Source organism: Arthrobacter sp. FW306-04-A, from assembly GCF_044358315.1.
In the GTDB taxonomy this organism is placed as follows: domain Bacteria; phylum Actinomycetota; class Actinomycetes; order Actinomycetales; family Micrococcaceae; genus Arthrobacter.
This window is the reverse complement of record NZ_CP084559.1, coordinates 2,453,731-2,467,867: the sequence shown is the minus strand read 5'-3', so window position 1 is coordinate 2,467,867 and position 14,137 is coordinate 2,453,731. Positions and strand designations below refer to the sequence as shown.

15 protein-coding genes are annotated in these 14,137 nt (G+C 63.8%); 9 read left to right on the top strand and 6 right to left on the bottom strand.

What is annotated here, in order from left to right:
• Nucleotides 1–35 precede the first annotated feature (35 nt).
• From LFT43_RS11330 to LFT43_RS11305, 6 genes are read left to right on the top strand one after another with little or no spacing between them, the layout of a single operon-like run.
• On the top strand, nt 36–797 hold the full coding sequence (locus LFT43_RS11330) for a helix-turn-helix transcriptional regulator (protein WP_395796831.1): 762 nt from the start codon (nt 36–38) through the stop codon (nt 795–797).
• 11 nt (nt 798–808) lie between these two features.
• Nucleotides 809–2,284, top strand: a complete 1,476-nt coding sequence (gene sufB / locus LFT43_RS11325) for a Fe-S cluster assembly protein SufB (RefSeq protein ID WP_395796829.1) — start codon at nt 809–811, stop codon at nt 2,282–2,284.
• Nucleotides 2,285–2,286: 2 nt separating this feature from the next.
• Nucleotides 2,287–3,603, top strand: coding sequence for a Fe-S cluster assembly protein SufD (sufD, locus tag LFT43_RS11320; RefSeq protein ID WP_395796827.1), 1,317 nt, complete (start codon nt 2,287–2,289; stop codon nt 3,601–3,603).
• Nucleotides 3,604–3,629: 26 nt separating this feature from the next.
• Nucleotides 3,630–3,986 (top strand): non-heme iron oxygenase ferredoxin subunit, encoded by a 357-nt coding sequence (locus LFT43_RS11315; protein ID WP_395796825.1) that lies wholly within the window; start codon nt 3,630–3,632, stop codon nt 3,984–3,986.
• A 38-nt stretch (nt 3,987–4,024) separates the two neighbouring features.
• The gene (sufC, locus tag LFT43_RS11310) at nt 4,025–4,819 is read left to right on the top strand and encodes a Fe-S cluster assembly ATPase SufC (RefSeq protein WP_345451912.1); all 795 of its coding nucleotides are present in this window, start codon (nt 4,025–4,027) and stop codon (nt 4,817–4,819) included.
• A gap of 14 nt (nt 4,820–4,833) precedes the next feature.
• Nucleotides 4,834–5,166, top strand: a complete 333-nt coding sequence (locus LFT43_RS11305) for a metal-sulfur cluster assembly factor (RefSeq protein ID WP_059389266.1) — start codon at nt 4,834–4,836, stop codon at nt 5,164–5,166.
• A gap of 87 nt (nt 5,167–5,253) precedes the next feature.
• Here LFT43_RS11305 and LFT43_RS11300 read toward each other — a convergent pair whose 3' ends face one another.
• Entirely contained in the window at nt 5,254–6,147 is an 894-nt protein-coding gene (locus LFT43_RS11300) for a neutral zinc metallopeptidase (protein ID WP_395796822.1), read from the bottom strand.
• Between the two features lie 60 nt (nt 6,148–6,207).
• Between LFT43_RS11300 and LFT43_RS11295 the strand changes: the two genes are divergently transcribed.
• The gene (locus LFT43_RS11295; RefSeq protein ID WP_395796820.1) at nt 6,208–7,629 is read left to right on the top strand and encodes a class I adenylate-forming enzyme family protein; all 1,422 of its coding nucleotides are present in this window, start codon (nt 6,208–6,210) and stop codon (nt 7,627–7,629) included.
• A complete protein-coding gene (locus LFT43_RS11290) occupies nt 7,604–8,839 on the top strand; it encodes a thiolase family protein (RefSeq protein ID WP_395796818.1) in 1,236 nt (411 codons plus the stop codon). The genes LFT43_RS11295 and LFT43_RS11290 overlap by 26 nt, the downstream gene beginning before the upstream one ends.
• Here the strand turns inward: LFT43_RS11290 and LFT43_RS11285 are convergent.
• The 4 genes from LFT43_RS11285 to LFT43_RS11270 form a co-directional block, all read right to left on the bottom strand.
• Nucleotides 8,836–9,459 (bottom strand): energy-coupling factor transporter transmembrane component T family protein, encoded by a 624-nt coding sequence (locus LFT43_RS11285; protein ID WP_395796816.1) that lies wholly within the window; start codon nt 9,457–9,459, stop codon nt 8,836–8,838. The two genes, LFT43_RS11290 and LFT43_RS11285, sit on opposite strands and share 4 nt — an antisense overlap.
• Nucleotides 9,456–10,208 carry an energy-coupling factor ABC transporter ATP-binding protein gene (locus LFT43_RS11280; protein ID WP_395796814.1) on the bottom strand — a complete coding sequence of 251 codons (753 nt, stop codon included), beginning with the start codon at nt 10,206–10,208 and terminating at the stop codon, nt 9,456–9,458. Before LFT43_RS11280 ends, LFT43_RS11285 begins: the two co-directional genes overlap by 4 nt.
• Before the next feature lie 18 nt (nt 10,209–10,226).
• Nucleotides 10,227–10,841: a biotin transporter BioY gene (locus LFT43_RS11275; RefSeq protein WP_395796812.1), complete on the bottom strand. Its 615-nt coding sequence runs from the start codon at nt 10,839–10,841 to the stop codon at nt 10,227–10,229.
• A 160-nt stretch (nt 10,842–11,001) separates the two neighbouring features.
• On the bottom strand, nt 11,002–11,781 hold the full coding sequence (locus LFT43_RS11270) for a hypothetical protein (protein ID WP_395796811.1): 780 nt from the start codon (nt 11,779–11,781) through the stop codon (nt 11,002–11,004).
• Nucleotides 11,782–12,057: 276 nt separating this feature from the next.
• On the opposite strand from LFT43_RS11270, the gene LFT43_RS11265 reads away from it, so the two are divergent.
• A complete protein-coding gene (locus LFT43_RS11265) occupies nt 12,058–13,656 on the top strand; it encodes an ABC-F family ATP-binding cassette domain-containing protein (RefSeq protein ID WP_395796809.1) in 1,599 nt (532 codons plus the stop codon).
• A 25-nt stretch (nt 13,657–13,681) separates the two neighbouring features.
• On the opposite strand, the gene LFT43_RS11260 is transcribed toward LFT43_RS11265, so the two are convergent.
• Nucleotides 13,682–14,125, bottom strand: coding sequence for an SRPBCC domain-containing protein (locus LFT43_RS11260; protein WP_395796807.1), 444 nt, complete (start codon nt 14,123–14,125; stop codon nt 13,682–13,684).
• Nucleotides 14,126–14,137 lie beyond the last annotated feature (12 nt).

Here is a 14,137-nt window from a genome sequence, read left to right as displayed (position 1 = left end):
CTGTGCCCGCAATGCGACACGGCACAGTCATGCCTATGCCCGGCGACACCGCCGCAGGTGTGGCTGATGCGGAAGACCGCACCAGAGACCGTGTTCTCAACGCAGTGTTGGAGCATGGCCCCGTCAGCGCGGCCGAACTCGGCGACATGTTGGGTTTCACCCCCGCGGCCGTCCGCCGACACTTGGACCATCTTCAGCGCGCCGGGGTGATCGAGGTGAAACGCGTCGCGAAGGCAGGGGCCGGCGCGGGCCGTCCCGCCCGTCGCTATGTCCTCAGCTCCCAGGGCCAGTCGAAGCTCGGAGATGACTACCTTAATATCGCCAGTTCCGCGTTACGGCGCCTGCGGGACCTTGCGGGCGAACAAGCTGTCAGGGACTATGCAGTAGAGCGCTTTGCCGAGATGGAGCAGCGCTATGCACCCGAAGTAGACCGGGCAGGATCCGATATCGCAGCGCGTGCTTTGGCGCTGTCCAGGGCACTAAGCCGGGACGGCTACGTTGCATCAGCTGCCTCGGTTGAGACCAAGGCACCCTTGCCGGCTTCTCTCTCCAGTGTCCAGCTGTGCCAGGGACACTGCCCCATCCAGCAACTCGCCGCTGAATTTCCCGTTTTTTGCGACACAGAGACCGAACTGTTTTCGCGTTTGGTCGGCGTCGACGTCCGCAGGCTCTCCACCCTCGCGCAGGGCGGACACGTCTGCACAACCCACATTCCTACCGGCAGGCCAGCCGCAAAGGAGGCCCTCGGGTTTCCCAAGCTGCGGGCCACGCCCCATGTCGAATCCAACAATCAGTAAGAAAGGCCGTGATGACGGGTCAATTAGCTGAAGGAACAGCAGAGAAAGCGCTAGCTGACGGTGCTGTGATCTCGGAGATTCTGGAGAAGAATCCCGAGCTGCACGGTATTGGCAACTACGAGTACGGATGGGCTGACAAGAACGACGTCGGCGCCAACGCACGCCGTGGTCTCAACGAAGAGGTAGTCCGCGACATTTCGGCTAAGAAGAGCGAGCCGCAATGGATGCTGGATCTGCGCCTGAAGGGCTTGAAGTACTTCGACCGCAAGCCCATGCCCACCTGGGGTGCGGACCTCTCGGGCATCGACTTCGACAACATCAAGTACTTCGTGCGCTCCACGGAGAAGCAGGCTGCCACGTGGGAAGACCTCCCCGAGGACATCCGCAACACCTACGAGAAGCTGGGTATCCCGGAAGCTGAGCGCAGCCGCCTCGTGTCCGGCGTGGCCGCGCAGTACGAGTCCGAGGTGGTGTACCACCAGATCCGCGAGGACCTGGAAGCGCAGGGCGTTATCTTCCTGGACACCGACACCGCGCTCCGCGAGCACCCGGAGATCTTCCAGGAGTACTTCGGCACCATCATTCCGGTGGGCGACAACAAGTTCGCGTCGCTGAACACGGCCGTGTGGTCCGGCGGTTCCTTCGTGTACGTCCCCAAGGGCGTCCACGTAGACATCCCGCTGCAGGCCTACTTCCGCATCAACACCGAGAACATGGGTCAATTCGAGCGCACCCTGATCATCGCGGACGAGGACTCCTACGTCCACTACATCGAAGGCTGCACCGCTCCGATCTACACGTCGGACTCGCTGCACTCCGCCGTGGTGGAAATCATCGTGAAGAAGGGCGCCCGCGTCCGTTACACGACCATCCAGAACTGGTCCACCAACGTGTACAACCTGGTCACCAAGCGCGCCATCTGCGAAGAAGGCGCCACCATGGAATGGATCGATGGCAACATCGGCTCCAAGGTGACCATGAAGTATCCGGCTGTGTACCTGGTCGGCGAGCACGCCAAGGGTGAGACGCTGTCCATCGCGTTCGCCGGCGAAGGCCAGCACCAGGACACCGGTTCCAAGATGGTCCACATCGCGCCGAACACCAAGAGCTCCATCATCTCCAAGTCCGTGGCCCGCGGCGGCGGACGTGCAGCGTACCGCGGCCTGGTCCAGGTCCGCGAAGGCGCCAAGCACTCCGCCAACACCGTGCGTTGCGACGCTTTGTTGGTTGACACCATTTCCCGTTCCGACACCTATCCCTATATCGACATCCGCGAGGATGACGTGGTGATGGGTCACGAGGCCACCGTTTCCCGAGTCAGTGAGGAGCAACTCTTCTATCTGATGTCACGCGGTATGCCCGAGGACGAGGCCATGGCCATGATCGTGCGCGGCTTCATTGAGCCGATTGCCCGTGAGTTGCCCATGGAATACGCCCTTGAACTCAACCGCCTGATTGAACTGCAGATGGAAGGATCCGTCGGTTAGCAATGACTGAAATCACTACTGAAAAGGCCCGCATCGGCGCGCCGTCGGCACAGCCATTTATCAACGGCTTCACCGAGGAGGGCGAGAATCTCTCGCCGGTCAACACTGGAACCAACACCTCCACGACGTCGGAACAGGCGCCGTCGGCCGGTCCGCTTGCCGGAGCCTCGGCGAAGAGCCACTCCCACGGTGGCGGGGTTGGAATTCCGGACAGCTCGCGTGCAGGTCGACTGACCTCGTACAAGCTGGCTGACTTCAAGCCCCTCACCGGCCTGGAAGAAGACTGGCGGTTCACCCCGCTCAAGCGGCTTCGCGGTCTTCACAACGAGGTCCTCTCCGGTTCGGCACCGTCTGTGGCTGTTACGGCTCCGGATGGCGTCGTCGTCGAAACCGTAGGCCGGGAAGACCGCCGCATCGGTTTGGCCGCCATCCCGGAGGACCGCGTGTCCGCCAACGCTTGGGAGAACTTCACCGAGGCCACTGTCATCACGGTGCCGGCCGAGCTCCAGCTCGACGGCGAAGTGTCCGTCCTGCTGACCGGCACCTCCACTGAAGCTTCCGCCCAGCACATCGTGATCGTGGCGGAGCGATTCTCCAAGGCTGTGGTCGTTCTTGACCACCAGGGCAGCGCTGTCGTGTCCGAGAACGTTGAAATCCTCGTGGAGGACGGCGCGGAGCTCACGGTAATTTCGCTCCAGGAATGGAACGACGACGCCGTGCATGCCTCCTCGCAGCAGGCCAAGATCGGCCGCGATGCGAAGTTCAAGCACATCGTTGTCAGCCTCGGCGGCGACGTTGTCCGAGTGACGCCGTCCACCCGCTTCACAGCGCCGGGCGCCGACGTCGAGATGTTCGGCTTGTACTTCGCCGACGCCGGGCAGCACCTCGAACAGCGGCTTTTCGTTGACCACGCCGTAGCCAACTGCAAGTCCCGGGTGCTGTACAAGGGTGCCCTGCAGGGCCGCAACGCACACACGGTGTGGGTGGGAGACGTCCTGATCCGCAAGGAAGCAGAAGGCACCGACTCTTACGAGGCCAACCGCAACCTGGTCCTCACGGACGGTGCACGCGCGGATTCCGTGCCGAACCTCGAGATCGAAACCGGCCTGATCGAGGGTGCCGGCCACGCCAGCGCCACCGGTCGTTTCGATGACGAACACTTGTTCTACCTCATGGCACGCGGCATCCCGGAAGACGTCGCCCGCCGTTTGGTGGTCCGTGGCTTCCTCAACGAGATCATCCAGCAGATCAAGGTACCGGCCCTCGAAGAGCGCCTCACCGACGCTGTTGAGCGTGAGCTCGCCGCGAGCGACAACTAATACAAGCCAAGCAGGGAAAACAGATTATGAGCGATCAGCCACAAGGCGAACTGGTATGCAACGCCAACGATATCCAGGTCAAGCAGGCGCTGCGCATCCTGATCGATGACTACCCCGTGGCCATCGTCAAGGACTCGATGGGCGAGATCCACGCCATCGGCGACACTTGCTCGCATGCGGACATTTCGCTGGCCGAGGGTGAAATCGAAGGCTGCGCGATCGAATGCTGGGGCCACGGCTCCCAGTTCGATCTCCGCACCGGACAGCCCTTGCAGCTCCCTGCCTATGACCCCGTCCCCGTCTTCGCCGTCACCCTCGACGGTGACGACGTCTATGTGGACGTGACCAACGTTGTGAACGGCGCCTCAGTACAGAACTACTGAGCGCCAAGTGCCTAAAGACTTACGAAAGAAAGAAGAGCATGTCTACTCTTGAGATCAAGGACCTGCACGTCAGCATCGAGACGGAGCAGGGCACCAAAGAGATCCTGAAGGGCGTCAGCCTGACCATCAAGACCGGCGAGACCCACGCAATCATGGGCCCCAACGGTTCGGGCAAGTCCACCCTGGCGTCTACCATTGCCGGCCACCCGCGTTACAACGTCACGAGGGGCACCATCACGCTCGACGGCGAAGACGTATTGGCCATGAGCGTTGACCAGCGTGCCCGTGCAGGCGTCTTCCTGGCCATGCAGTACCCCGTAGAGGTTCCGGGTGTCACCATGACCAACTTCCTGCGCACCGCCAAAACGGCAATCGATGGCGAAGCACCTGCCCTCCGCACCTGGACCAAGGACGTCAAGGCGGCCATGCAGCTGCTGCGCATCGACGCCGACTTCGCACAGCGCAACGTCAACGAAGGCTTCTCCGGCGGCGAGAAGAAGCGCGTGGAGATCCTCCAGCTCGAACTCTTCAAGCCGAAGTTCGCCGTGCTTGACGAGACCGACTCCGGCCTGGACGTCGACGCGCTCAAGGTCGTCTCCGAGGGCGTCAACCGCGCCCACGCCACGGGAAACATGGGTACCTTGCTCATCACCCACTACACCCGGATCCTGCGCTACATCAAGCCGGACTTCGTCCACGTGTTTGTTGATGGCCAGGTTGTCGAAGAGGGCGGCCCCGAGTTGGCCGACCGTCTCGAAGAAGAAGGCTACGACCGTTACGCCACGGGCGCCGGCGCAGCCACCATTGCCGCTGCCGCAGCAGCACAGGCCTAGTTAGGACTCCCGCCATGACCGAAATCAACGCGGCTCGCACCAGCCTCGAGGACGTCGAGGAGGCGCTCAAGGATGTCATTGACCCGGAACTCGGTGTCAACGTGGTGGACCTTGGGCTGCTCTACGGTCTGAAGTACTCGGAGGAGGACGGCGCGCTGCTCATCGACATGACGTTGACCACCGCAGCTTGTCCCCTGACGGATGTCCTTGAAGAACAGGTCGGCCAATCTCTCGACGGCATCGTTGACGACTGGCGCCTCAACTGGGTATGGATGCCGCCATGGGGTCCCGAGCGGATCACCGACGACGGCAAAGACCAGATGCGGGCCCTCGGATTCAACATCTAAGTCCCCAGCGCCTGCTTTGAGTGCGACGGCGGCCGGTCACCTTCCCTGGAAGGTGACCGGCCGCCGTCGCACTCTCGTCGAGTGCGTTTAAGGCTGGGCCACGCCGAAAGTGTCGCACTTGTTGATGTCGCCGGTGTTGTAACCCTGCGAGAACCACTTTTGCCGCTGGGCGCTTGAACCGTGGGTCCAGGACTCGGGCGAAACCCTCCCGGTGGCCGCCTTCTGGATCCGGTCATCTCCCACCGACGAGGCAGCGGACAGGGCGTCCTGGATGTCCTGCTTTGTCAGCGGATCGAGGAAGGGCTGCCCGGTTTTCGGGTCCTTGGTGGTACCGGCGTATTTGACCCAGAGGCCCGCGAAGCAGTCGGCCTGAAGCTCCACCCGCACGCCACCGGATTTCGGACCTTGGGGATCCTCCTGGGCCTTGTCCAGGTTCCCCAGGATGTTCTGGATGTGATGGCCGAACTCGTGGGCAACCACGTACTCCTGCGCGAGCGGACCGCCGGAGGAGCCAAAGCGGTCCACGAGTTCCTGGAAGAACCCGGGATCGAAATAGGCCGTGGTGTCTGCGGGGCAGTAGAACGGACCAACCTCGGTGGAGGCCGGGCCGCAACCGGTGGTCGTGGCACCGCTGAAGATCACGGTTTTTGGCTGCGGATACTTCACCTTGTAGTCGGCCAGATAGGCGGGCCAAAAGGCATTGAGGCTGTTCACGGTACCGGTAATCCGGCAGTCGAGGCGTTTGTCGGCGTCCGCGCCCGTGCGGCATTCCTGGGTGCCGCCCGAAGCCTGACTCACAGCGGGGGGCTGCTGCTGGCCGGTGAGACCTTCCAGCAGGCTCGGGTTGATGCCGAACAAGGCGGCCAGAAGGACGATGATCCCGCCGCCGATGCCGCCGCCGATCTTTGTTCCCCGGCCCATGCCGCCGCGTCGGTCCTGCACCTGGCTGGGATCCAGTTCCGTCCCGTCGTTGAAGCTCATAGTCCCAACAATAGACGTCACAGACGGGCCCGCCGGCACGCCAGAGGCTAACATTCAATGATGCCTTTTCTGGACAAACTTCAGCTCTGGGCCGATGAACGCCCTGACGACGCCGCCGTCGTCGTGGGCGGCAAACGGCTCAACTGGGCTGACCTTCGAGACGCCGCGACCCTGCGTCTGAAAGAGACTGCCGACACGACTGTACTCGCCGAGCCCAATTCCCTGGACTTCGTGGTGGCTTACGCGGCCGCCGTGGCGGGCGAGCGGTGCTGCGCCGTGCTCGACCCTCTCTGGCCGCAGACCATGATCGACGAGGTTGCCCAGAGAATTGGGCAAGCCGGGCCCACCCAAGCGTCCGCTACCGGCCGGGAGCTTGCCGACGGCGACGAGCTGGCAGACGGCCATTCCGACACCACGTTCCTGATCGGCCTGACCTCCGGAACCACGGCCGTCCCCAAAGCCTTCACCCGTTCACGGCGCTCGTGGCAGGTCTCGTTTGAGGCCTCCATCGAATTCTTCGGGCTGACTCCCGAGGACAAGACGCTGGCCCCCGGGCCACTGGCCGCGAGCCTGAACCTCTACGCCCTGTCCGAGTGCCTCTATGCCGGGGCGGCCTTTCATAGCTTGGAGACCTTCGACGTCGGCGATGCCCACGCAGCTATCAGCCACGACGGCGTTACCCGACTGGTCTTGGCGCCCACCATGCTGCGCCTCTTGAGCGAGCGCGGACTCGCCGGAGGTGTGGACGCATCGGGGGTGCGCAGCATCATCTGCGCGGGCTCGAAGCTGGATGCCCGCACGTTGGAGGCCGCCAGACGGTGGGCGCCGAATGCGGCAATCTTCGAGTATTACGGCGCTTCGGAGCTCAGTTTCGTTTCCGGAACGCGCCTTGCTGCAGGGGAGCTTCTCGACGCCGGGGGCACTGGCATCGGCGGACCGTTTCCCGGCGTCGAACTCAAGATCCTGGACGACGGCGGCGCGGAGCAGCCCGAAGGGGCCGACGGCAACATCTGTGTCCGCAGTGGCATGGTCAGCAACGGATACCTGTGGGGCGACGACGGGCAGGCGCTGCGCTGCTTTGACGGTTGGTACACGGTGGGGGACCAGGGTTACATGGATGCCGGTGTCCTGCATATCCTTGGCCGTCGATCGGACATGATCATCACGTCAGGGAAGAACGTCTATCCACACGAGGTGGAACTCGCGTTGGCATGTGTCCCCGGAGTTTCTGCAGCCGTCGCTGCGGGAATGGTCGACGACATTCGTGGCCAGCGGGTCGTGGCAGGAATCCTCCCCGCCTACGGCTCGGTGACGGCCACGCAGGTGAGGACGGGGCTGGATGGTTTGCTCGCCCGGGACAAGCGGCCCCTGCAGTACTTCACCCTGTCCGAATTGCCCGTGACGGACCGCGGAAAAGTCAGCCGCCAGATCCTGCTGGACTGGATCAAGAACAACGATGCCCGGGCAAAACCCCTTGCTTAGCCGCGAACCGGGCATGGGCCTGGGTCCCTCCCGCCAGCCCGTGATCATTGCCGCCTTGCGGACGCCGGTCTGCCGTGCCAACGGACAACTGAAGTCGCTCCGGGCCGAGGATCTCCTGGCGCCGGTCCTGCGTTCACTTCTGACGTCAACGGGTGTTTCCGCCTCGGACGTTAGCGACGTCGTGATCGGCAATGCGGTAGGCGGTGGCGGCAACCTGGCCCGCTACGCCGCCCTGCAAGCGGGACTCCCGGTGGAGGTTCCCGGACTGACCGTGGACAGGCAGTGTGGTTCCGGGCTCGATGCTATCGCCTTGGCGTCGCGGCTCGTGGCCGCCGGCGGCAACGGAGTCTATTTGGCCGGGGGAGTGGAGAGCATCAGCACCGCACCACTGCGCGCTAGGCAGAATCCGGATCCCGACGGCGAGCCGGACTTCTACACGCGCGCCACTTTTGTGCCGCCCGAGTTCGGGGACCCGGATATGGGCGTGGCTGCCGAGAACGTGGCGCGGGAGTGTGGCATCAGCCGCGAGCGGCAGGACGATTTCGCCTTGCGCAGCCATCAGCGCGCCTTCGCGGCCAGCGTAGCCGGCGCGTTCGTCCCGGAAATTGTTCCCTTGGAAGCGGGGGGTGCCGTAGTCCAAGTCGACGACGGCCCCCGGGCATCACTGAGGGCCGGACTCATGGCGCGCTTTCCGGCTGCGTTCGTACCGGGCGGCACTGTAACGGCCGGAAACTCGTGCTTCGACGCTGACGCGGCCTCCGCCGTCGTGATCACTTCACTGCAGCGGGCCCGGCAACTTGGCGCCGCCGACGGCCTGCTCGTGCTGGGGTGCGATACCGCAGGGGTGGACCCGGAACTGCTGGGTATCGGGGCTTCGGTAGCGGCCAAACGATTGCTGGCGGGGCTTGAGATTGAGCCGGAGAAACTCGACCTGGTGGAATTCAACGAGGCATTTGCCTCACAGACCCTCGCCTGCCTTGATGCTCTAGGAGTGGATTCGGAGCGCGCGAACCTCGACGGCGGGGCCCTGGCTCTGGGGCACGGCTATGGTGCGTCCGGGGCCGTTTTGGTCACGCGACTTCTGACGCAAGCCCGCAGGATTGCCGAAGAGCGGCCAGGCGGGGAGAGCTTGGCGCTGGCGATGATCAGCATTGCGGGTGGAATGGGTACGGCGGCGGCGTTCCGGTACGCCCTTCTGCAGGGCGACTAGACCTCCGCGTCGCCCAGGCCGCGTGCCGCCAGGGCATCGCCGGTCTGCCGCGCATAAGCCACCGTGGTGATGAACACGGGAAGGACCAGGGCGCGGGGATTGCGTTCCAGCCCCCGCGCGCGGGCCGAGTCACGGACATCGGAGAATGCGCCGGCGATGAACGGAAGGCTGCGCAGCATGATGGCTATGGTCAGCGCAAAGCGCTCCGGGTCTGCCCCGAAACGCTTGAACGGCTTGGACAGTGCCACTACTCCGTCCAGCAACGCCTGCACCGGAGTCGTGGCCGTGAGTACGGACGCCGCGACGACGCAGACGAGCACATTGAGGACGATCCGCGCAGCGACAGGGCCGCCCAACTGCCACCATTGGAAGGCGCCGATAACAAGAAGGATGGGCGTCACAAGCCACACGGAATGCAGGAGCCGTTTGAACCCCGCACCGCTCAAGAGGAAGAGCCCGCACATCACGGCCAGGACCACCGCAGAGACGAGCCAGTCGACAATCAGGAACGATGCCAAGCCGCAGCCCGCGACCAGCAGGAACTTCAGCCACAGCGGCGTACGGTGGACGATCGACTCACCCCGCACATAGTTGGGGATCAGGATCCCGCGGCCCGTCACGTCGCCCGCACCTTGCCGTGGAGGGATTCGGGTTCCGCTGGCGCGACCGCCTCGGTGCACAGCGCGCGGTAGTGTTCGACGGCGTCGGCTGCTCCGCCGTCGAATACTATCCGTCCGCCGTCCACCACCAGGGCGCGCTCCGCTTCCAGCGCGAGGTCGAGATCGTGGGTGGACATGATGATTTGCTGCTCGAGGCCCGCAAGCGTGCGCCGGAGCAACTCCCGATTACGGAGGTCCAGCAGCGTTGATGGCTCATCGAGAACCAAGACAACGGGATTCACCGCGAGGACGGCGGCGAGGGCCAGCAGCTGCCGTTCTCCGCCAGAGAGTTCGTAGATGCTCTGATCGGCGAGCTTCAGGAGGCCGAACCGGTCCAGGACAGCTTCGGCCCGGGCCGCGCGCTCCTTGGAGTTCTTGATGGAACGCCGCAATGACAGTTCAACATCTTCCCGGCCCGTCGGCATGACAAGCTGCGACAAAGGATCGGTGAAGACGAAACCCACTTGGCTTCGGACGTGGCGAACGTCTCCCGTGCTGTCGGCGCCGTTGACGGTCACAGCACCTTCGCTCGGAGCCACCAACCCGTTGAGCAAGCGCAGCAAGGTGGATTTTCCCGAGCCATTGGCGCCAATGACAGCGATCCTCTGCTCGGTAAGTTCCAACGAGATGTCCTGCAGCAAGGTCTTGGGCGAGGCGCTGCCATCGACGGCCACACGCACGGAGACTTCGCTCAGAATGATGGTGTTCATGTACTGGTTGTTCCCGCTCTATTTGACGCGGCGGACCAGGATGTCCGGGAATGCCTTGTGGAGGGCGACGGCGATGATCGCGGCAAGGACGTTCTTGATGGTATCGCCGGGGTAGTAAGGCAGATCGGCCAGGAATGCCTTGGCGAAGTCGAACTTGCCATTGACCATGAAGCCAAGCACGCCGAGGCCGTGGATGAGGACGATGGTGCTGACCATGGCTGCGGCGAACAGGAGCACTGCACGGTACTTGACGGTCTTGCGAATCACGCGGGCCGCGAGCCAGCCGGCAGCAGCGGCAGCCAGCGGGAAAGCGATGATGTAGCCGGCTGATGGTGTCGCCAAGATGCCGAGTCCGCTGCGGCCTCCGCTGAAGATCGGCAGTCCGGCGAAACCCAGCAGGGTATAGAGCCCGACGGCGGCAAAGGCCCGGCCGCTGCCGAGCACAAGGCCGGTCAACAAGACGGCAAGGGTCTGCAGTGTGATCGGGACACCCAGGGCCCCAACCGGAATGCCTGGGATCATGGTGGAAGCGGCCACCAGGGCCGCAAATACCGCGATGAGGCCGATGTCAGTAGACGTCCAGCGGGTACGGGGGGAGGTTCGTCGCGTGGCCGCGGTTTCAGTGCTGCTCATGGTGTGTCCTGTCTGATGCCTGGGGCGGAATGAATCCCCTGAAACCGACACTACAGAGCAGCCGGATACGGCATTTTGTAGGGTGTCCACGAGCAGCGCTGCACGGCCTTGGGGCCAAGGTACAAAGGACGGCGCTGTTTGCAGCCATAGCCGCTTTTGGCTAAGCCTCCACTTGCTCTTCCGTCGGGGTGAAGCCCGCGCGGTCCACCTTGCGGTGGTAGTGCATGCCGGCCAGTCCGCCCAGTACAGCAGCGACGAGGGTCACCGCTGCCACGACGACGGCGGCGATGATGCCGGTTATGCCCAGCTGTCCCTCATTCACGGGAATCCTCGGGAAGCTGTTCACGTTGGCGAGGATATTGAACCGCTGTCCCGCGACCCAGCCCAGCAATGCCACCAGGACGGCCACAATAATTGCCCAAAGCCAGACCATGAACCCCTGCCTGACGCCGTTGAACCGGGCCATTCGTCCGGCAACGTAGCCGCCGCAATAATAGGAGACGAACAGGATCACCAAGAGCGCGATGATCCCTGCGATCCCTACAGTCTGCGATGACCCTAGATTCACCGCGTCACTGACGTTTGCGTTGTTTGCAAGTCCAACGGCGATCCCCGCCGCTGCGAGGAGGGCCACTAGTAGCACGGCCATCCCCGTGGCGGTCAGCCAGCCGAAGAAGGCGGAGCCAATCTTGATTCCGCCGAAGCGTTCCTTTTCGCGGGCAATAACGGTCTCACGGGTGGCGGCGCTTGGGTCGGAAGCGGCGGGAACAACTGGATAGCTGCTCGTGTCGTCAACGTAGCCAGGGTGACTTCCACGTAGATCGTCAACTCCGCGTACATCGTCAACGCCGTCACGCCTTAGTTCGACGGCGTCCGGGTTTACATCCTGGCCGCGGTCGGCTCGGACGTGCTTGCCATCGGATCCTGTTGCACTGCTCATCGAGAGCCTCCCTCGAAATCGCCCAATCGGACCCATCTTCGGAGCCCCGGAATGCCGGCGCTCCCCACTGGGTCCTACCTTCACCTAACCACGCGCCAAAAGTAGTAGCAAGGGTGCTTACCACTCCGGGGTCATGCGCGGCCGGCCTTCGCCCTGGCGAGCGTGGGACCCGGCGGGCGGTAGAATCGAAAAGGCCGTTTGTTCGGCCCCCTCCACCTCAGCTGCGCCGTGACCTCCGGTGCCGCGGGTGTTCCCCGTTGAAAGGCATCCCCCGAATTGATTACCGTCCAGGAACTCGAACTGCGCGCTGGCGCCCGCCTGCTCATGGATCAGGTCAGCTTCCGCGTGGACAAGGGGGACAAGATCGGCCTGGTCGGCCGGAACGGTGCGGGCAAGACCACTCTCACGCGCGTCCTGGCCGGCGAGGGACTGCCCGCGGCAGGAAAGGTTGCCCGCAGTGGTGAGATTGGCTACTTGCCCCAGGATCCGCGGACCCCGGACATGGAACAGCTCGCGCGCGACCGGATCCTTTCCGCCCGCGGCCTCGACGTGGTGGTGGGCAAGCTGAAACAGGCACAAACGGACATGTCCAGCGATGACGCCACCGTCCAGCGCAAGGCCATGAACCGCTATGATCGCCTGGAAACCGAGTTCCTCGCAGGAGGCGGATACGCCGCCGAGGCCGAAGCCGCGGCTATTTCCTCCAACCTGGCTCTCCCCGAGCGCCTCCTCAACCAGCCGCTCAAGACACTCTCCGGTGGCCAGCGCCGCCGCGTGGAGCTGGCCCGGATCCTCTACTCGGACGCCGAAACCCTCCTCCTGGACGAACCCACCAACCACCTCGATGCCGACTCCATCACGTGGCTCCGTGACTTCCTGAAGGGCCACCAGGGCGGGCTGATTGTGATCAGCCACGACGTGGAGCTCCTCGAGGCCACAGTGAACAAGGTCTACCACCTGGACGCCAACCGGGCCCAGATCGATTTCTATAACATGGGCTGGAAGCGCTACCTGCAACAGCGTGAAACTGACGAACGTGCCCGCAAGCGCGAGCGCGCCAATGCCGAGAAGAAGGCCCAGGTCCTCATGGACCAGGCCAACAAAATGCGCGCCAAGGCCACAAAGGCCGTGGCAGCGCAGAACATGGCAAAGCGTGCCGAGCGGCTGCTTGGCGGCCTGGAAGCAGTCCGTGAGCATGACCGCGTGGCAGCCCTGCGGTTCCCGGATCCCGCTCCCTGCGGCAAGACTCCGCTCACCGCTGAGGGCTTGAGCAAGTCCTACGGCTCCCTGGAAATCTTCACGGACGTTGACCTCGCAATCGACCGCGGTTCCAAGGTGGTCATCCTGGGCCTCAACGGTGCGGGCAAGACCACCCTCCTGCGCATGCTTGCTGGAGTCGACAAACCGGACACCGGCGAAATCGTCCCGGGCCATGGCCTCAAGGTGGGCTACTACGCCCAGGAGCACGAAACCCTTGACCACGACCGCACTGTCCTGGAGAACATGCGTTCGTCCGCCCCGGACATGAAGGACGCTGAGGTCCGCGGGATCCTCGGCTCGTTCCTGTTCTCGGGCGACGACGTCGACAAGCCGGCCGGCGTGCTTTCCGGCGGTGAGAAGACGCGACTGGCCCTCGCCACGATTGTGGCCTCGAGCGCGAACGTGCTGCTTCTGGACGAGCCCACCAACAACCTTGACCCCGCCAGCCGCGCTGAGATCCTGGGCGCCCTGCGAAACTATTCAGGCGCCGTCGTGCTTGTCAGCCACGACGAAGGCGCTGTGGCAGCGCTGAACCCGGAACGCGTGGTCCTGCTCCCGGACGGCGTCGAGGACCACTGGAACGAAGACTACTTGGACCTCATCACCCTCGCTTAGGATTACCCGCGCTTAAGGGACCGCCTCAGGGCATTTCCCACGGCACGGAAGCAAGGGGCCGGCCGAGTTCGATGTAGCTCTTCAGATTGGACAGGACCGCCGACCAACCTCGGCTCGCAATGGCTAGCTGCTCGTCGTCGGCGATGTTCCTGTGGTGGACGGTAAGCCTGGCGATGCCGTCATGTGACTCAATGGTGAACGTGACCACGTCCGGCTTCCCAACTTCGGGAACCGTCGGATCTTCCCAGGTGTTCACGAGCCGCAGGGGCGGCGTTGCCTCCAGGACCGTGCCTACGACGTCCGCGGTACCGGAACCATCCGTGCGCTGGTGCTCCCAGCGTGAACCTGCTTTCCAGTCCGAGACATTGGCGTGGCCCCAGTATTCAGCTGTCTGGGCGGCATCCGTTAGCGCCGTCCAGATCCGGTCCGGGGTTCCTTCGATGTACGTGACGTACGTGTATTCAGCCATGCCCACCAGCCT